The 20,114-nt window shown below is 72.3% G+C and carries 2 protein-coding genes (1 of these 2 cut by a window edge); both read right to left on the minus strand.

What is annotated here, in order from left to right:
- On the minus strand, nt 1-2,071 hold the start of the coding sequence (locus U3653_RS19700; RefSeq protein WP_195078285.1) for a non-ribosomal peptide synthetase. The gene continues 23,264 nt to the left of window position 1, outside the view; 2,071 of the gene's 25,335 nt are visible here — the first part of the coding sequence; it begins with the start codon at nt 2,069-2,071; the stop codon falls past the left edge of the window.
- Nucleotides 2,071-19,854 carry a non-ribosomal peptide synthase/polyketide synthase gene (locus U3653_RS19705; RefSeq protein WP_323124138.1) on the minus strand — a complete coding sequence of 5,928 codons (17,784 nt, stop codon included), beginning with the start codon at nt 19,852-19,854 and terminating at the stop codon, nt 2,071-2,073. The genes U3653_RS19700 and U3653_RS19705 overlap by 1 nt, the downstream gene beginning before the upstream one ends.
- Nucleotides 19,855-20,114: the final 260 nt, after the last annotated feature.

Raw genomic sequence — 20,114 nt, forward strand, 5'->3', positions numbered from 1 at the left:
GCGGCGCGACCGGACGCGCCGACGCGGCCACCGCGGCCACGGTCGGACGGTCGAAGAAATCGCGCACGTCCACGGTCGCGCCGATGGCCGCGGCGATCCGGGCGATGGCGCGGGCGGCGAGCAGCGAATTGCCGCCGATGGCGAAGAAATCGTCGTCCGCGCCCACCCGCGGCAGGTCGAGCAGCTCGGCGAAGACCGCGGCGACCGCCTCCTCCGCTTCGGTTTCCGGCGCGCGATAGGCCGGTGCGCGCGAGCCGAATTCCGGTTCGGGCAACGCCCTGCGATCCAGCTTGCCGTTGGCGTTCAAGGGCATCGCCGCCAGCGGGACGAGCAGCGACGGCACCATGTACTCGGGCAGTTCGCGGCGGACGGAGTCCAGTACCTCGGCGGTCACGACCCCCGCACCGACCACGTAACCGACCAGATGATCGCCGCTCGCATGCCGGTGCAGCAGCACCGCCGCCTGGGTGACGCGCGGATGACGCAGCAGCGCCGCCTCCACCTCGCCGAGTTCGATCCGCAGGCCGCGCAACTTCACCTGGAAGTCGGTGCGGCCCAGGTACTCCAGTTCGTCGGGCCCGCCTTCCGCACCGGGCGCCCAGCGCACCAGATCGCCGGTGCGGTACATCCGCTCCCCGGCCGGTCCCTCCGGGTTGGCCACGAAACGCTCGGCGGTCAGACCGGGGCGGGCGACGTAACCGCGGGCCAGTTGCACGCCCGCCAGGTACAGCTCGCCGGCGACGCCGCGCGCCACCGGGCGCAGGCTGTCGTCGAGCACCAGCAGTTCCGTGTCGTCGGCGGCGACGCCGATCGGCACGCCCGTCACGTCAGCGCCGGTCACCTCGTGCCCGGTCACGTCGACCGCCGCCTCGGTGGGCCCGTACAGGTTGTGCAGCGTCGCGCCGCAGACGTCGCGGAAGGCCGCGGCGGTGGCGGCCGGAAGCGCCTCGCCCGAGGCGAAGACCAACCGCAGCGAGTCCACCGCCGCCGCCCCCGGCTCGGCGACGAAGACCGCGAGCATGGACGGCACGAAATGCGCCACCGTGACACCACATTCGGCGATCACGCGCGCCAGGTACGCCGGATCGCGATGACCGTCCGGCTGCGCGACGACCAGCCGGGCGCCGACCTGCAACGGCCAGAAGAACTCCCACACCGACACGTCGAAGGTGAACGGCGTTTTCTGCAACACCACGTCGTCGGCGCGCAACCGGTAGATCCGTTGCCGCCAGCGCAGATTCGCCACGATCGCGCGGTGCGACACGGCGACGCCCTTCGGCCTGCCGGTCGACCCGGAGGTGAAGAGCACATAGGCGAGGTCGTCGGCCGACCGGGCGACCTCGGGTGCCTCAGACGTCGGCGCGCCCGCGAATTCGTCGATCCGCAGCGTCGCGACCGTGCGGCCGAAGTCGGGTTCGTCGCGCGTGGTGGTGAGCACGAGCACCGGTTCGGCGACGGCGAGTACGTACGCGATGCGATCGGCCGGATGGTCCGGGTCGATCGGCACATACGCGCCGCCCGCCCGCAGGATCGCGTACATGCCCACCAGCAGGTCGATCGACCGCCGGACGGCCAAACCCACCAGCGTGTCCCGCCGGACCCCGAGTTCGACCAGGCGGTGGGCAAGCGCGTTCACCCGCCCGTGGAACTCGGCGTAGGTGAGGGCGCCGCCCCCGTATTCGACGGCGATCGCGTCGGGGGTCCGCGCCACCTGCTCTTCGAACAGGCTCACCAACGTCTCGACCGGCGCGGCGGCGACCGGAAGGCCGGGCGCGATCGCGAGCGCGTCGCCGAGCAGCGCGTCCAGCACCGCGCCGAGCGCGCCGTCACCGGATTCCAGCAGCGCGGGCAGGAGACCGGAGATCACCACCGGGACCAGCGCGTCCGCGCCCACCCCCGCGCCCATGGCGTCGGACAGCGCCGCGAGTTCGGCGGCCAGCTCCGCGTAGGTGACGGTGCGTTCCCCGTGCCGCAGCGCCACCCGCCCCGGCGCCGACCCGGCGACGGTCGCGATGAGACCGGGCAGGTCCTCGATGCCGTAGCCGCGGCGCACGGCGTCTGCGTGGGTCATCAGCGGTTTCCTTCCGAATCGATGGCCGCCGCCGAGTCGGCGAGCAGTGCCTCGGCGGCGGCGGGCAGGGTCCGCAGCAAGGCCGCGAGACCGCTGCCGCCGAGGGCGGCGAGCAGGCCGGGCACCAGCCCGGCGAGCGAGACATGGATCATGGCTTCGGGTTTGGCCGCCGCGCCCATCGCTTTGGCGACGGTCGCGAGCTTGGCGTCGAGTTCGCCGAAGGAGATGCGCCGGTCACCGTGCTCGAACGCGATGGCGGCGGGGTCCGCCTGCGCCGCCCGGGCGATCAGCGCGGGCAGTTCCGCCATCGACGCGGCGGGCCGGGGCAGCCGTTCGGCCGCGGATCGGATGTCGATCGCGCGCACGGCCACCGCCGGATCCGCGGCGGCCGTCTCCAGCACCCGCAGCAGCCGGTCTCCGAAGGCGTGCGCCGTCGGCTCGTCGAAGATGTCGGTCGCATAGCCGACGCGCAGTTCCAGACCGGCCCGTGCGCCGTCGGCGGCGAAGCGCTCCAGCACGGTCACCTGCAAGTCGAATTTCGCCTCCGCCGGCGAGAGATCGATCGCCTCCACCGCCAGTCCGGGCAGCTCCACCGCCGCGCGTGGCAGGTTCTGGAAGGTGAGCAGCACCTGGCACAGCGGCGCGTGCGAGCCGGAACGGGTGACGCCGAGCGCCTCGACCACCTGATCGAACGGGGCGTCGGCGTGCGAGAACGCCGCCAGGTCCCGCCGGGTGACCTGCCGCAGCAGCTCGCCGAAACTCGCCCTCGGGTCGAGCTCGGTGCGCAACGCCACGGTGTTGACGAACATGCCGACCAGCTCGTCCAGCTCGCGGACTCCGCGCCCGGCGACCGGTACGCCGACCGTGACCTCCCCCGCGGCGGACAGTTTCGCCAGCAGCACCGCGAGCGCGCTGTGCACGAGGGTGAACAGTGTGCCGCCGTGTTCGCGGGCCAGTCGCTCCAGGCGGGCGGTGCGCTCGGCGTCGATCACGCGGGCAACGCTCGCCCCCCGCGTGTTCCGTCGGGCCGGTCGCGGGCGATCGGTGGGCAGGGCGAGCAGTTCCGGGGCACCGGCCAATTCGGCGCGCCAGAAGGATAGTTGGCGCGTCAGCAGGCTGTCCGGGTCGGCGGCGTCGCCGAGCAGCTCGTGCTGCCAGCGGCTGTAGTCGCGGTACCGGATGGCGAGGGGCGCCCAGTCCGGGGCGTGCCCGGCGGATCTGGCCAGGTAGGCGCGTACCAGATCGGCGGTCAGCGGCGCGATCGAGTACCCGTCCGCGCCGATGTGGTGCAGCACGACCACCAGGACGTATTCGTCGGCGGCGGTGGCGAACAGGGCGGCGCGCACCGGAGGCGCGGCGGCGAGGTCGAAGCCGAGTGACACCAATTCCGCTATGCGCGAGTCGAGTTCGGCGACCGTCACCGGGATAGGCGTCAGCTCGACCGGGGACGCGGGCACGACCTCCTGGACCGGTCCGGCATCGGTGTCGGGGTATCTGGTGCGCAAGGTCTCGTGCCGCTCGAGCACATCGCCGAGCGCCGCCGTCAGCGCCGCCACGTCCAGCTCGCCGCGCAACCGCAGCGCCGTGGGGATGTGGTAGGCCGACGAGTCCGGCGCGAGCCGGTCGACCACCCAGATGCGCTGCTGCGCGGGCGCGAGCGGCGCCGGTCCGGCATGGTCCCTGCGGACCAGGGCGGGCCGCGCCGCGCCGCGCTCGCCGGCCGCGATGCGCTCGGCGAGGGCGGACGGCGTCGGGGCTTCGAAGATCGCGGCCACCGGGACATGGCCGCCGAGTGCCGCGCCGAGCCGGGCCGCGAGCCGGGTGGCCATCAGGGAGTTGCCGCCCCTGGCGAAGAAGTCGTCGTCCGCGCTCACCGACTCCACGCCGATGACCTCCGCGAACGCGTCCGCGACCAGGCGCTCCAGCGCACCGGCCGGTGCGCGGAAGGCCGCCGCCTCGGCGAACACCGGCGCGGGCAGCGCGGCGCGATCGATCTTGCCGTTGGGCGTCAGCGGCAGCGCGGCCAGCACGACGACGGCGGCGGGCGTCATGTACCCGGGTAGCCGGGCGGCCACCGCCGCGCGCAGCGACGCGGCGAAGTCGGCGTAGGTGGACGGATCAGCTTGGGGGACTGCGGCATACGCGATGAGCCGGGCCCCGGCGCGCTCGTCGGCTTTCGCCACCGCCACCGCCGCGGTCACCCCCGGCTGCCGCAGCAGGGCGGCCTCCACCTCACCGAGTTCGATGCGGAAGCCGCCGATCTGCACCTGGAAATCGGCGCGCTCGAGGTATTCCAGGGCGCCGTCGGGACGCCAGCGCACGATGTCGCCGGTGCGGTACATCCGCTTGCCCGCCGCCGCGCCGAGTTCCGCCGCGAACGGATCGGCCACGAAGCGGTCGGCGGTCAGCGCGGCACGGTTCTGGTAGCCGCGCGCCAGCTGTACCCCGGCGAGGTACAGCTCGCCCGGCACCCCGATCGGCGCGGGCCGCAGCCGGCTGTCCAGCACATAGACCCGGCTGTTCCAGGCGGGCGAGCCGATCGGGACGGTGTGCTCCGGCTCGGCGTCGACCGCGAACGCGGTGATCGACACCGCCGCCTCCGTGGGGCCGTAGAGGTTGTCCAGCGCGGTCCGGTCGCGGTGGCGGCGCAGGAAATCGGCGGCCGTTGCCTGGGGCAGCGCTTCGCCGATGGCAAGCACGTGGCGCAGGGTTTCCGGCAGCGCGGCGGCGGGCTCGGCCGCCAGCAGCATGCCGATCAGGGCGGGCACCGCGTGCAGCACGGTCACGCCGTGGCGGCGCAGCAGTGCGCGCAGCAGGTCCGGGTCGCGTTCGGCGCCGGGCGAGGTGACGATCAGCCGGCCGCCGGTGACCAGCGCGGACCAGAACTCCCACACCGACAGATCGAAGGTCGCGGGTGTCTTCAGCAGCACGCGATCATTCGGGCCGAGGCCGTATCGCGCCGCCAGCCAGGCGAGCTGATTGACGATCGCGGCGTGCGGAACCGTCACGCCCTTGGGCAGGCCCGTGGATCCGGAGGTGAAGACGATGTACGCCGGATGCTCCGGACGCAGCGGACGGACCCGTTCCGCGTCGGTGATCGGGGTCGCGGCGAACTCCGTGCCGTCGAGTCGATCGATCTCCATGACGGCGCAGCCGATGTCGAACGGAAAACCATCGCGCGAGGTGGTCAGCACGACAGCGGGCGCAGCGGTGGTCACGATATGGGCGACCCGCTCGGCGGGATGATCCGGATCGACGGGCACATAGGCCCCGCCCGCGCGCACCACGGCGTACATCGCGACCACCAGTTCGAACGAGCGGCGCATCGCCAGCACCACCGTCGACTCCGGTCCGACACCCGATGCGATGAGCCTGCGCGCCAATCGGTTCACCCGGTCGTCGAACTCGGCGTAACGCAGCTGGTCGCCGGTCGTCGCGTCCACCAGCGCGACCGCGTGCGGGCTGCGCGCGGTCCGCGCGTCGATCAGATCCGCCAGCGTGGCCCGTTGGACGGGCTGCCTGGTCCGGTTCCATTCGGCGAGCACCTGTGAACGGTCGGTTCCGAGCAGGTCGATGTCGCCGACCGGCGATTCCGGCCGTACCGCGATCGTTTCGAGCACCCGGCGCAGCTGAGCGGCGAACCGGAGCGCGGTCGCCCGCTCGAACAGATCCGTGGCGTACCCGAGCGACAGCTCGATGCCGTCGGGCTCGCCGTCGGCGTCGTAGGCGTCCACCGCGAACAGGTGCAGGTCGAATTGCGCCACGCCGGTGTCGAAGTCGAACTCGCGGACGTCGAGGCCCGGCAGCCGAAGCTGTCCGCGCTCGTGGTTCTGGAAGGAGTAGCCGACCTGGAACAGCGGGTGCCGTGCGGTGGAGCGCACGGGGTTGAGCACTTCCACCAGACGTTCGAACGGCACGGTCGCGTGTTCCAGCGCCGCCAGGTCGGCGGCCCGGGCCCGGGCCAGGAGTCCGGCGAACGACTCGCCGCCGTCGACGCCGACGCGCAACACGAGGGTGTTGACGAACATCCCGATCACGTCGTCCAGTTCGGCCGCGCCGCGTCCGGCCACCGGCGTGCCGATCGCGATGTCACCGGTGCCCGACCAGCGCGCGAGCAGCACGGCGAACGCGGTGTGCATCACCATGAACAGCGTCGCGCCGTGCCGTCGGCCGAGGGCGGCGAGATCCGCGTGCAGCCGGGCGCCGATGGTCAGCGGAACCTTGTCCCCGCGCAGGGTCTGCTTCGCTGGGCGAGGACGGTCGGTCGGCAGCGCCAGCTGATCCGGCAGTCCGGCCAGCGTCCTGGTCCAGAACCGGATCTCGCGCGCCGCCACCGATTCCGCGTCGTCCTCGGCGCCGAGCAGTTCGCGTTGCCACAGTGCGTAATCGGCGTACTGCACGGTCAGCGGCGTCCAGTCCGGCGCGGCGCCGTCGCGACGCGCGGTGTAGGCGACCATCAGGTCCCGCACGAACGGCGCGATGGAGGAGCCGTCGGCGGCGATGTGGTGCAGCACCGCGGCGAGCACGAACTCACTCCGCGCACCGGTGCGGACCACGCGGAACAGCCGTATCCGCACCGGAATCTCGGCGGTGACGTCGAAGGTCGTCTCCGCCAGCTCCCGCACCCGCCGCGGCAGCTCGTCTGCCGGGACATCGATGGGCGCCGGCGCGGGAGCGACGGCGGGTTCGGCGAGCTGCACCGGTTCCCCGTCGATTTCGGGGTAGCGGGTGCGCAGCGTTTCGTGCCGTGCCACCACGTCGCCGAGCGCGGCCAGCAACGCGGGCACGTCCAGCTCACCGGACAGCCGCAGAGCCACCGGGATGTTGTAGGCGGTGGAGGACCGATCGAACCGGTTGAGGAACCACATGCGCTGCTGCGCCGGCGAGAGCGGCACCCGCTCCGGACGCGCCGCCGCCACCAGCGCGGGCCTGCTGCCTCCCATCGCCACCGCGCTCGCCGCCGCCGCCAGGTCCGCGACCCGGGGCGCTTCGAACAGCGCCCGCACACCGACCGTCCGGCCCAGCGCCGCACCGATCCGGGTGACCGCTTTGGCGGCCAGCAGAGAACTGCCGCCGAGCGCGAAGAAGTCGTCGTCGGCGCCGACACGCTCGGCGCCGAGCACTTCGGCGAACACCTGCGCCACGACCCGTTCGCTCGGTGTGGACGGCGCCCGGTAGGCGGTCGATTCGAACCGTGGCGCGGGTAGCGCGGCGCGGTCCAGCTTCCCGTTGACCGTCAACGGGATATGCGGCACCGGGACGATCGCGGCGGGCACCATGTGCTCGGGCAGGCGGTACACCAGGGCTTGGCGCAGCGCGGCGGGGTCGATCGAGTCGTCCGCGGCGACCACGTACGCGACGATGCGCGGTTCGTCCACCAGATCCGCGCGCACCACAACGGCCACTTCCCGCACCGTTTCGGACGCCTCCAGCAGCGCGGCCTCGATCTCACCGAGTTCGACGCGGAAGCCGCGCAGGTTCACCTGCTGGTCGGCGCGCCCGAGGTACTCCAGTTCCCCGTCGGCGGTCCACCGGGCCAGATCACCGGAGCGGTAGGTGAGCGATCCGTCGCCCGCGTACGGGTCGGCGACGAAGCGGCCCGCGGTGAGGGCCGGACGGTGCAGGTAGCCGCGCGCCAGTTGGCCGCCGGAGACGTAGATCTCGCCGGGCACTCCCACCGGGACCGGCCGCAACCGGTCGTCGAGCAGCCGGACGGTCAGTCCTGGCAGTCCCGCGCCGATCACGCTCGCGGAGCCGGTGCGTCCGTCGATCTCGCGGTAGGACACGTGCACCGTGGTCTCGGTGATGCCGTACATGTTCACCAGGCGGGGCGCGTCCGGGTAGCGGGCGAACCAACCCGCGAGCCGCTGCGGCTCCAGCGCCTCGCCGCCGAAGACGACGGTGCGCAAGGCGAACGCGGCGGGTTCCGGCTCGGCCAGATCGACCGCGACGAGCTGATAGAACGCCGACGGGGTCTGGTTGAGCACGGTGACTCGCTCGGCGATCAGCAGTTCGCGGAACTGCCGCGGCGAGCGGGAGGTGTAGTAGTCGACCACCACCACCGTCGCGCCCGACAGCAGCGGACCCCACAGTTCCCACACCGAGAAGTCGAAGGCGTAGGAGTGGAACATGGTCCACACGTCCGCCGGGCCGAAGCCGAAGCGCCGTCGCGTGTTGTCCAACAGCCGCAGCACGTTGCGATGCGGCACCACAACGCCTTTCGGCCTGCCGGTGGAGCCGGAAGTGTAGATGACGTAGGCCGCGTCGCCGGAGCGCAGCGGGGCGCGACGGTCCGCGTCGGTGATCGGCGCGCCGCTGAATTCGGTGAGATTCGGCGCGTCGACATCGATCACCGGTCCGCCGAACCAGCCGCGCGGCAACTCGGTGGCGGCTCCTGCGATCGCGCAGATCGGTCTCGCGTCGTCCAGGACGTATTCGATGCGGTCGTCCGGGTAGGCCGGATCGATCGGCAGGTACGCGCCGCCCGCTTTGAGGACCGCGAGCAAGGCGACCACCAACTCCGCCGAGCGGGGCAGCGCGACGGCCACCAGCGCTTCCGGCCCGACGCCCGCGGCGACCAGCCGTCGCGCCAACCGGTTGGACCAGTCATCGAGTTCGGCGTAGGCCAGTGACCGCGCGCCGTCGCGCACCGCGACGGCGGCCGGGTCCAGCGCGGCGGCCCGCGCGAAACGCTCGGCCAGGCTGCCGGTGACGTCCACGACGCCCGCCGCACCGACGGGCCATTCGTACAGGGCGCGATGCTGTTCCTCGGCGCTGAGCAACTGGATGTCGCCCACGACCACCGTGGGATCGGCGGCGATGGCGGCCAGCACCTGGGTGAACCGCCTGCCGAGCACGGCGATCGAGGGCGCGTCGAAAAGGTTGACGGCGTAGCGGATCTCGACCTGCATGCCGTCGGCGCGCCCGTCCGGGTCGTTCGACTCGAGCACGGTGAACTGCAGGTCGAATTCGGCGACGGGCGCGTCGAACTCCTGCGCGCGCACCCGCAGGCCGGGCAGTTCCAGGTCGGGCAGGGTGAAGTTCTGGAAGGTCAGCGCCACTTGGAACAGCGGATGACGGTTGCGCGCGCGGGCCGGCGCGAGCAGTTCGACGAGCCGTTCGAACGGCGCGTCGGCGTGCGAGAGCGCGTCGAGGTCTTGATCGCGCACCGCGTCGAGCAAGGTCTCGAACCTGGCTCTGGTGTCGACGGCGGTGCGCAGCACCAGCGTGTTCACGAACATGCCGACGAGCCGGTCCAGCTCCGCGTCACCGCGTCCGGCGACCGGGGTGCCGATCGCGATGTCCGAGCGGCCCGACAGCCGGGCCAGCAGCACCGCCAGCGCCGCGTGCACCGTGCTGAACAGCGTGGTCTCGCGTTTGCGCGCCAGCTCGCCCAGTTCGCTGTGCAGATCGGAATCGATCCGCAGGCGGTGCGTCGCGCCGCGATAGGAGGAGACCGGGGGACGCGGGCGATCGGTCGGCAGTTCGAGTTGCTCGGGCAGGCCGTCCAGGGCGGTGCGCCAGAAGTCGAGCTGCCGCTCGGTGTCGGCGAGGTCGGCCTGCCAGAGCGTGTAGTCGGCGTACTGCACCGGCAGGGGGTCCCACGCGGGCGCGGCGGCGGCCCGGCGCGCCGAGTAGGCGGTCATCAGATCCTCGGCCAGCGGTCCGAGCGAGAATCCGTCCGCGGCGATGTGGTGCAGCACCAGGGCGAGCACGTGCTCCGTGCTCGGCGCGCCGTCGATCGCGAACAGCGCGGCGCGCAGCGGGGTGTCGGTGGTCAGATCGAACGGCGCGGCAGCCAGCTCCCGAAGCCTATCCGGCACAGCGGTTTCGGCCAGTCGAGTGACGGGAAGTCCGGGCGCGGCTTGCGGCAGGACCCGTTGTTCGGGCCCCTCCGGACCGTCCGGGTAGACGGTGCGCAAGATCTCGTGCCGGGCGGCCACGTCGGCGAGAGCGGCGGTCATCGCCGCGATGTCCAGTTCACCGGACAGGCGCAGCGCGACCGGGATGTTGTCGATCGCGTCGGCGGCGGCGGCTTGCTCGGCGGCGTGGAAGCGGTTGACGAACCAGACGCGCTGCTGGGCCGGCGACAGCGGGACGCGCCGCGGCCGCGGGCGGGGGCGCAGCGGGACGCGTCCGCCCTCGCCTCGATGCGTTTCGGCGCGGACGGCCAGCGCGGCGACCGTCGGCGCGTCGAACAGCGCCCGCACCGGTATCCGGGTATCGAGCGCGGAGCCGAGCCGGGCCACCACCCTGGCGGCGGTGAGCGAATTGCCGCCCAGGGCGAAGAAGTCGTCGTCCAGGCCCACCCGTTCGACGCCGAGCAGCTCACCGAACGCGGCGGCGACGAGCCGCTGCACCGGTGTGGCGGGCGCACGGAACCGCGCGGGCTCCGCCGCGGGCGCCGGTAGGGCGCGGCGGTCCAGCTTGCCGGAGGCGTTGACCGGGAACTCGGGCAGGACGACGTATGCCGAGGGAATCATGTACGCCGGTAGTCGCCGGGTCAGCGTCGCTTCGAGCGCCCCGAGCTCGAGGTCCGCGCCGGAGGCGGGCACCAGGTAGGCGACGAGCCGCTCGCCGGTCCCGGCGTCGTCGCGCACGAGCACGACTGCCTGCGCGATTTCGTCCAGACCCGTGAGCGCCTGTTCGATCTCGCCGAGTTCGATACGCAGACCACGCAACTTCACCTGGAAATCGGTACGACCCAGATACTCCAGCTCACCGTGCTCGGTCCACGCCACCAGATCACCCGTGCGGTACATCCGCGCACCCGGCTCACCGAACGGGTTCGCGACGAACCGGTCACTCGTCAGATCCGGACGCGCCACATAACCACGCGCGAGCTGAACACCCGCGAGATACAGCTCACCCGCGACACCGACAGGAACCGGGCGCAACCGAGCATCCAGCACGAACACCTGCGTGTTGAACACCGCAGCACCGATCGGCACCGACTCGACATCGGCATCCACCACCTCGTGGAAAGTGACGTCGACCGCCGCCTCCGTCGGACCGTACAAGTTGTGCAAGGACGCGCCGGTCAACTCCCGCAAACGATGCGCGGGCTTGGGCGGCAACGCCTCACCCGAAGCGAACACCATCCGCAACGAATCACACTGCGCCGCAGCCACATCCGCGACGAACACCGCCAGCATCGACGGCACGAAATGGGTGACCGTCACCTTCTCCGCACTGATGACCTCAGCCAGATAGGCCGGGTCACGATGCCCATCCGGCTTCGCCACCACCAACCGCGCACCGATCTGCAACGGCCAGAAGAACTCCCACACCGACACATCGAACGTCGCGGGCGTCTTCTGCAACACCACATCAGCACCGGTCAGCTGGTAGGCAGTCTGCATCCACACCAGGCGGTTGACGATCGCCGAATGCGGAACCGCGACACCCTTCGGACGACCCGTCGAACCCGACGTGAAAATGACATAAGCGCAGTTCGACGGCGTGAGCGTGCCCAGCCGATCCGCGTCGGTGAGCGGCGCACCGGCGTAATCGCCGGTGTCGAACAGATCGACATCCAGCACCGCCCACATCCCGGCGTCCCGGCCGGACAGGTCGAGCCCGTCCACGGAGCGGGTCAGCACGCAGACCGGACGCACCGTCCGCAGCATGTCGGCGATCCGTTCGGCCGGATGCTCCGGATCGATGGGCACGTAGGCTCCCCCGGCCGCGAGCACCGCGTACAGGGCGATCACGAGATCGGCCGACCGCCGCATGCCCACCGCCACCGGCTGGTCCGGCCGCACGCCGACGGACACCAGCAGCCTGCCCAACCGGTGCACCCGGTCCGCGAACTCGGCGTAGGTGAGCGATGCGCCGTCGCAGGTCACCGCGATCGCTTCCGGCGTCAGCGCCGCCTGCGCCTCGAACAGCGATACGAGCGTCGCGCCCGGATCCACCGGATGCCCGGTGGCGTTCCAGGTGTCCAGGATGCGGGCGCGCTCCCCTGGGCTCAGGACGTCGATCGCGCCGACGGGCACCTGCGGGTCGGCGGCCACCGCGTCCAGCACCCGGCGCAGGCGCAGCGCGAACGACGCGACGGTGGCCGGGTCGAACAGATCGGTCGCGTATTCGAAGACCGCCGCGAGACCGGACTCGTCCTGGGCCACCGACAGGTGCAGATCGAATTTGGCCGTGCCCGTGTCGATGTCGAGCCCGGATGCGGTCAGGCCGGGCAGCTCGAGTTCGGTGCGCGCGGTGTTCCGCAGGTCCAGCATCACCTGGAACAACGGGTGCCTGGCCGCCGACCGCTCCGGCGCGAGCACCTCCACCAAGCGCTCGAACGGCGCGTCGGCGTTCGCGAAAGCGGCCAGGTCGCGATCGCGCACCGCCGCGACCAAGCCGGCGAAGGTCAGCTCGGGACGGACGTCGGCGCGCAGCACGACGGTGTTCACGAACATGCCCACCAGTTCGTCCAGCGCCCGCTCACCGCGACCGGCCACCGGGGTGCCGATCACGATGTCCTGCTGTCCGGACAATCGGGCCAGCAGCGTGGCGAACGCCGCGTGCAGCACCATGAACAGCGAAGCGTTCGCTCCGTCCGCGAGCGCGCGCAACCGGCGCAGCGTCGCGGCATCGACGGTGAACGCATGGCGCGCGCCGCGACCCGACGCGACGGCCGGGCGCGGCCGGTCGGCGGGCAGCGTCGTCAGGTCCGGCAGACCGGCCAGCTCGCCCTGCCAGAACCGGATCTGCTCGGCCAGCATAGAACCGGAGTCGTCCTCGGAACCGAGTGTCTCCCGCTGCCACAGCGCATAGTCGGCGTACTGGACGGCAAGCGGCGTCCATTCGGGTGTGCCGCCCGCGTGGCGCGTGGCGTAGGCGCGCATGAGATCACGGGTGAGCGGTGCGAGCGACCAACCGTCGGCGCCGATGTGGTGCAGAGCGACGACGAGCACATGGTGCTCCGCGCCGACGCGCAGCAGGACGAGGCGCACCGGCGGCTCGCGATCCACCCGGAACGGCGTGGCCACCAGTTCCCGAATCCGCTCGGTCAGCCGCCGCTCGTCGATCGACTCCGCCACCAGCGCGACCCGCGCCTCCCCGACCGGAAGCGCCAGTTGATACGGAATGCCGTCCGCGGCCGGGTAGATCGTGCGCAGGGACTCGTGCCTGGCGAGCACGTCGAGCACCGCGTCGGCCAGCGCCGCTTGGTCGAGCGCGCCGCGCAGCCGGATGGCAGCCACCAGATTGTCGGCCACCGAGTCCGCGTCGAACTGGTTGAGGAACCACATGCGCTGCTGCGCGTAGGACAGCGGGATCAGCGCGGGACGCGGCCCGGCGACCAGCGGCGCCCGTTTGCGCGCCCGGCCGCAGGACAGGTGCGCGGCCAGCGCGGCCACGGTCGGGTGCTCGAACAGCGCCCGCACCGGCACTTCGGCGTCCAGCGCGTCCGCCAGGCGGGCCGCGATCTGCGTGGCGACCAGCGAGTTGCCGCCCAAAGCGAAGAAGTCGTCGTCCGAGCCGACCGGATCGACGCCGAGCATCTGCCCGAACACCGCGGCGACGGCCCGCTCCGCCGGGGTGCCCGGCGCACGGAAGGCCCTGGTGACCGGCACGGGATCGGGCAGCGCCTTGCGGTCCAGCTTGCCGGAGGGAGTCAGCGGCATCGCGGCGAGCGGGACGTACGCGGTGGGCACCATGTACGAGGGCAGCACGGAGCGCAGCCGCCGCTCCAGCTCCGCGGTTAGCCGGTCGGGGGCGATCGCGCCGACCACGTAAGCGGCCAGCGTCTGCCCGGAGGGCTGCGCGACGATCCGGACCGCCGCCGCGCGCACGTCGTCCATGGCGAGCAGGGCGGCCTCGATCTCGCCGAGTTCGATCCGCTGCCCGCGCAGCTTCACCTGGAAATCGCCGCGGCCCAGGTACTCCAGTGCGCCGTCGCGGCGGCGGCGCACCAGATCACCGGTCCGGTACATCCGGCTGCCCGCCGGTCCGTACGGGTCGGCGACGAAACGCTGCGCGCTCAGGTCGGCGCGGCCGTGGTAGCCGCGCGCCAGCTGCACGCCGGACAGGTACAACTCGCCGACCACCGCGTCCGGAACCGGTCGTAACCGATCGTCGAGGACCATGGCCCGGCTGCCCGGCACCGGAAGCCCGATCGGTGCGGGACCGCTCGCGGCCGGGTCGACGGGGGCGTGCGTCGCGTGCACGGTGAATTCGGTGGGGCCGTAGAGGTTGTGCAGCCGCGCGTGACTCACCGCGGCGAACGCGGCGGCGGCCTCACCGGTCAACGCCTCCCCCGCGACCAGCACGGTGCGCAGGGACGCGATCTCCTCCGGCGCGGCGGCGCCGGCGAACACCGTGAGCACGGACGGAACGAACGAGGTCATCGTGACGCGGTGCGCGGCGATGGTCGCGGCGAGATACCGGGGATCGCGGTGCCCGTCGTGGTCGGCCACCACGATCCGCGCGCCCCGGGTGAGCGGCGCGAACAGCTCCCACACCGACACGTCGAAGGTGGCAGGGGTCTTGAACAGCACGACGTCGCCCGCGGCGATCCGGTATTCCTCCGCGATCCACCTGATCTGATTGACCGCCGAATCATGCTGCACCGCTACGCCCTTGGGACGTCCGGTCGATCCGGACGTGAAGATGACGTACGCCGCGCACGCCGCGCGCAACGGGGCGAGGCGATCCGCGTCTCCGACCGGCGCGGCGGAGTATCCGGCCACCGCAGGGGCATCGGCCGTGACGACCGGCGTCGCGGGGAGGCCCGCGAGCGCGCACCGATCGGCGAATTCGGCCGCATCCGCTCGCGAGCGAGTGAGCACGCACGTCGGGCGGGCCGCGGCGATCACCTGGGCGATCCTGGCCGCGGGCTGGTCCGGGTCCACCGGCACGTACCCACCCCCCGCGGTCAGCACCGCGTACGCGGCCACCACGAGATCGACCGAACGCCGCATGCCGAGCACGACCAGCCGCTCGGGGCCGACGCCCGCGGCGATCAGCCGCCGCGCCAGCCGGTTGACCGCGCCCGCGAACTGCGCATAGGTCAGCCGCCGCTCGGCGTCGAGCACCGCGACCGCGTCCGGCGTGCTGCGCACCTGCGCCTCGAACGCGTCCAGCAGAGTCTCCGCCGGGTCGTGCGCAGCCACGGGAGCCCGCCCGGCCTCCAGCGCGCGGGCTTGCTCGTCCGGGTCGAGCAATGGCAGGTCGCGCACCGCGATCGCGGGATCAGCGGTGATCGCCCACAAGAAGCCGATCAGCCCGCGGACGTACCCCGCGATGGTGGCTTCGTCGAACAGATCGGTGGCGTAGGTGAATTCCGCGGGAACGCCCGCCGGTGCCGAACCTTCCCCGAGTCCGGCGCCGGCGGCGTTCTCGGTGACCGTGAGCTGGAGATCCAGCTTGGTCACTCCGGTGTCCAGGGTACTGGTGACGACCGACAGTTCGGGCAGTTCGAAGGCGATTGCCTCGGCATTGTCGAAGGCGAGCAGCACTTGGAAGAGCGGATGGCGCGCCTGCGAGCGCGGCGGATCCACCGCCGCGACCACCCGCTCGAACGGCAGTTCGGCATGGCCGAAGGCGGCGAGGTCGCCCGCGCGCACCCGCGCCAGCAAGGCGGTGAACGGCTCGGCCGCCTCGACCCTGGTCCGCAGCGCGAGGGTGTTGACGAACATGCCGATCAAGTCGTCGAGCGCGCGGTCGCCCCGGCCGCCGACCGGGGTGCCGATCACGATGTCGTCGCCGCCGGACAGCCGCGCCAGCAAGGCGGCCAGCGCGGCGTGGGTCAGCATGAAGGAGGAAACGCCGTGCGCGCGGGCGAGTTCGCGCATCCGGGCGACCAGTTCGCCGGGGAACTCGAAGCCGAACACCGCGCCGCGACCGGAGGCCACCGCGGGGCGGGGCCGGTCGGCGGGCAGGTCGAGCTGGTCGGGCGCGCCCGCGAGCGCATCGGTCCAGAAGGACGACTGAGCGGCCGCGAACGATCCGTCCGCGGAGCCGAGCAGTTCGTGCTGCCACAGGCTGTAGTCGGCGTACTGCATCGGCAGCGGAGCCCATGCGGGCGCGCTGCCGCCGCGCCGCGCCCCGTAGGCGGTCATCACGTCGCGGGCGAGCACGCGCAGCGAGAGCCCGTCGGCGGCGATGTGGTGCAGGACCAGCGCGAGCGCGTGGGTGCCGTCGTCCACCGCGAAGATGCGGGCCCGGATCGGGATCTCACGTTCCACGTCGAAGCCACCGGCGGCGAACGCCCTCAGTCGCCCGTCCAGCTCGGCGGCGGCGATCGCCTCCGGCGCGCCCGCCACCTCCGCCGCGGGCAGCACCACTTGCCGTGCCGCGGGACCGGTGCCGTCGCCCGGCAGCGCGGGGAAGATCGTGCGCAGCACCTCGTGGCGGATGACCAGATCGTCGAGCGCCTGCCGCAGTGCGGTGACGTCCACCGCGCCACGCAACCGCACCACGAACGGCATGTTGTAGCTCGCGCCCGGCTCGAAACGGTTCAGAAACCAGATGCGCTGCTGCGCCGGGGAAAGCGGAACCAGCGGCGGCCGTGGCCGTGCCCGCAGCTGCGCGACCAAGGACGCGCCGCCGGATCCACCGGCCCGCTCGACGACCCCGGCGAGTTCGGCCACCGTGCAGGCGGCGAACACGTCGCGGACTCCGAGCGGGCAGTTCAGGTCGGCGGACAGCCGGGCGGCGACCTGCGTGGCCACCAGACTGTTTCCGCCGAGTGCGAAGAAGTCGTCGTCGCGACCGACCAGCTTGTTACCGAGCACTTCGGCGAACACCCGCGCGATCGCCCGCTCCACAGGGGTCGCGGGCGCGGTGTAACCGGTGGAAGCCCTGCTCGGAGCCGGTAGGGCGGCGCGATCCAGCTTCCCGGAAGCGTTCACCGGCAAGGTGTCCAGCAGCACGTAGGCGGCGGGCGCCATATATCCGGGCAGCGCTTCGGCCGCCGCCGCGCGCAGCCGTTCGGTCCGCACGGCTCCCGGCCGCGCCGCGACGACGTAGGCCACCAGTTGCGCGCCGACACCCGCGTCGTCGCGCGCCACGACCACCGCGCGATCGACCCCGTCCACCCTGGCGAGCACGGCCTCGATCTCGCCGGGCTCGACGCGCAGGCCGCGCAGCTTCACCTGGAAGTCCGTGCGTCCGAGGTATTCCAGCTCCCCCTGCGGGGTCCACCGCACCAGGTCACCGGTGCGATACATCCGGTCACCGGCCCGCGCGGGCCCGGCCGGGCCGCCGAACGGGTCGGCCACGAACCGCGCCGCGGTGAGCTCCGGCCGCGCCACGTAGCCCCGGGCGAGCTGTACCCCCGACAGATACAGCTCACCCGGCGCCCCGACCGGCACCGGCCGAAGCCGCGAGTCGAGCACATAGAGCCTGGTGTTGAACACCGGCGCACCGATCGGCACCGAGAGGGTATCGGTGTCGGTGACTTCGTGAAAGGTGACGTCGACCGCCGCTTCCGTCGGACCGTACAGATTGTGCAGGCGAACGCCGGTGAGTTCGCGCATCCGCTGGGCCAGCGCCGCGGGCAGGGCCTCCCCGGAGGCGAACACCGTGCGCAGCGGCGTGCGGAACGCGGCGGGCTGATCGGCGAGGAACGCCGCGAGCATGGAGGGTACGAAATGCGCTGTGGTGATGCCATATTCGTCGATGACGCGGCGCAGATAAGCGGGATCGCGGTGCCCGTCCGGCTGGGCGAGCACCAGCGTCGCGCCGATCTGCAACGGCCAGAAGAATTCCCACACCGAGACGTCGAACGTGGCCGGAGTCTTCTGCAGCACAACGTCTCGCGCCGATAGTCGGTAGGTCTGCTGCATCCACACCAACCGGTTGACGATCGCGCGGTGGGTGATGGCGACGCCCTTGGGCAGACCGGTCGATCCGGAGGTGAAGATCACATACGCCGGGTGCTCCGGCCGCAGGGCCGCGACTCGTTCCCGGTCCCATATCGGCCCCGTCCCGGCCGTCTCGTCGGCCTGGTCCACCCGCACCACCGGCAGGCCGGACAGCTCCGGCGGCAGGTCGTCCCCGGTGATCAGCGCGCACGCCGGACGGGCGGTCGCCAGGATGTGCGCCGTGCGCTCCGGCGGGTGGTCCGGGTCGAGCGGCAGGTAGGCGCCACCCGCGGCGAGCACCGCGTACATCGCGATCACCAGTTCCGGCGAGCGCGGCAGGTGCAGCGCAACCAGCGTTTCCGGCCCGACGCCCAGCGCGATCAGCCTGCGGGCGAGCCCGTTGGCGCGCGCGGCGAGCTCGCGGTAGGTGAGGTCGGGCGCACCGGCGGCCCGCAGCGCCACCGCGCTCGGCGTGCGGGCCGCCTGCGCCTCGAACATCGACACCAGCGTCGCCACGGGAGCGAAGCCGGGCCCGCGACCCGGCAGCCGCGCTTCCACGTCGAATCCCGTCTCGTTCCAGATCCGGGTGCTGACCTCGAGTTCCAGCTCGGTCGCGACCTCGACCGCGGCGAGCGCGGTGTCCGGCTCGGTGGCCACCAGGCGCTCCAGGTAGCGGAGGAACCTGGCGTGCTGCCGTGCGACGTCGTCGGCGGTGTACAGGTGCGGATTGGCCTCGAAGTCCACGTGCACGCGGTCCAGGTCGCCGTAGTAGACGTTGAGGCTCAGGTCCTCGACCGGGCCGGTGGACAGCACGTGGTATCGCCCGGCCGTGGCGCCGAGGGTCAGGTCGCTGCGGAACAGCATGATGTTGGCCAGCGGCCCGAAGAGCCCGCGCCGCGCCGGACTCGCGGCGCGCTCGGCATCCCGCTGGATGTCCTCGTGGCGGTAGCGCTGGTGGCGCAGCGCCCCGGCGACCTCGACGCGGGTGGCGCGCAGCAACGCGCCCCAGCTGCCGTCGACCGGCAACCGCAGCGGCACGATGTTCGACAGCATGCCCGCCGAGCGCCGCAGCGCCGCGGTGGTCCGCGCGGTCACCGGCAGGCTCAGCACCGCCTCGTCCCGGTCGGTGAGTCGTCCCAGATAGGCGGCGAACGCCGCGAGCAGCACCACCGCGAGCGTCGAATCCTGGCTCGCGGCAAGGGCGTTCATCCGCTCGACGAGCTCGGGCGCGAGCCCTCGCCCCGCGGTGAGGTTGGTCGCGCGGCGGTGCGCGCGGCGACCGGCGAGGCTGGTCGCTCCGTCCAGCCCGGCCACCCGCCCGGCCCAGTGCGCGCGATCGGCCTCGAACCGGGGGCTGCTGCGGTAGGCGAGTTCGGACTGGGTCAGGGAGGCGAGGGTGCCGGGCCGCACGGGTTCGGGTTCGATGCCGAGCACCCGCGCGGTGTACCGCTCGGCCACCCGCTTGGTGTTGGTGAGCGCGCCGTAACCGTCCAGCACGATGTGATGGGCCCGCAGATACCAGAAGTACCGCTGCTCGGCGACCCGCAGCACCGCGCCCGCGAACAGCCGGTCGGCGCGCAGGTCGACCGGCGCGCTCGCGTCCGCGCGCATCCAGGCGTGCGCCGCGGCCACCGGGTCGGTCTCCTCCCGCAAATCGATCAGCGGGATGTCGACCGAGAGGCCGAAGTCGACGCACTGGTGCGGCACCCCGCCGGATTCCCCGATCCGCACCAGCACCGACTGGTACTCGCGGGCCGCTTCGACCGAGACCTCTTGCAGCAGACCGGCATCCAGCTCACCGCGCACGTCCACGTACTGCGCGACGTTGACCGGCACGTCCGGCTCGAGCAGCTGCGCGTACCAGACACCGAGCTGCGCGGGCGCCAAGGCGAACGGCTCGGCGGCCCCGGACGGCTTCGGCCCGACGGAACGCGGCGGCAACGCGCTGGCCCCACCCAACTCCGTATCGTGCACCAGAGCCTCCTACTCGGCGGAAAAGCGGCTGTCCGAACGCTTTCGAGCAGCACGAACAAGCCGCTGCGCCCGGCTGCCCAGCCCGGACGCATGGCGTCGGCCACCACGTGGATTCGATGAGAGCGCGAGCGGTGCTCGGGCACGCTCGCGCGGAAAGCCGCCAATCCTCCAACGTCATCGCCGTGGAGCGAGCGCCACGGCTATGTCAGCTACGTCACACGGTCCTGATCCGTGCAGTGCGAACATTAGGCGCTTCGTTA

It is taken from the genome of Nocardia implantans (assembly GCF_035544775.1).
Classification (GTDB): domain Bacteria; phylum Actinomycetota; class Actinomycetes; order Mycobacteriales; family Mycobacteriaceae; genus Nocardia; species Nocardia implantans.